This is a genomic window from Polaromonas sp. P1_E3 (genome assembly GCF_056405935.1).
In genome coordinates this window covers 1-527 of the sequence record NZ_JBFUBD010000861.1, presented here as the reverse complement: position 1 = coordinate 527, position 527 = coordinate 1, and the positions used below count along the sequence as shown (strand labels likewise).

Sequence of the window (527 nt, the reverse complement as noted above, 5' to 3'; positions counted from 1 at the left end):
TCATCACTCATGCGGAAGTGTGTGGTGCTGGCGGGGTGAATCACCAGGCTGCGGCAGTCGCCGACGTTGGCCAGGTGGCTGAAGACCTTGAGCGCCTCGATGAAGGCCTTGCCCTGCTCACGGTTGCCCTTGATGTCAAAACTGAAGACAGAGCCGGCGCCGCGCGGCAACAGCTTTTTGGCCAGTGCGTGGCTGGAGTGCGACTCAAGCAAGGGGTGGCCTACGCGCGACACCAGCGGGTGGCTGGCAAGAAACTGCACCACCTTTTCGGTGTTGCCCATGTGCCGCGCCATGCGCAGCGGCAGGGTCTCGATGCCCTGCAAAATCAGCCAGGCCGTGTGCGGGCTCATGCAGGCACCGAAGTCGCGCAGGCCCTCGCGCCGCGCGCGCAGCAGGAAGGCGCCCACGGTGCTTTCCTCGCTGAATACCATGTTGTGAAAGCCTTCGTAGGCTTCGGTCAGTTCGGCAAATTTTCCGGATTTTTCCCAGTCGAAACTGCCACCGTCCACCACCACGCCGCCGATCAC

Annotated in this window: 1 protein-coding gene; it reads right to left on the bottom strand. The window is 62.8% G+C overall.

Going from position 1 to position 527, the window contains the following annotated elements; translation table 11 throughout:
- The coding region (locus AC1D0Z_RS23995) for a PLP-dependent transferase (protein WP_477660603.1) at nucleotides 1–527 on the bottom strand (527 nt) is incomplete at both ends.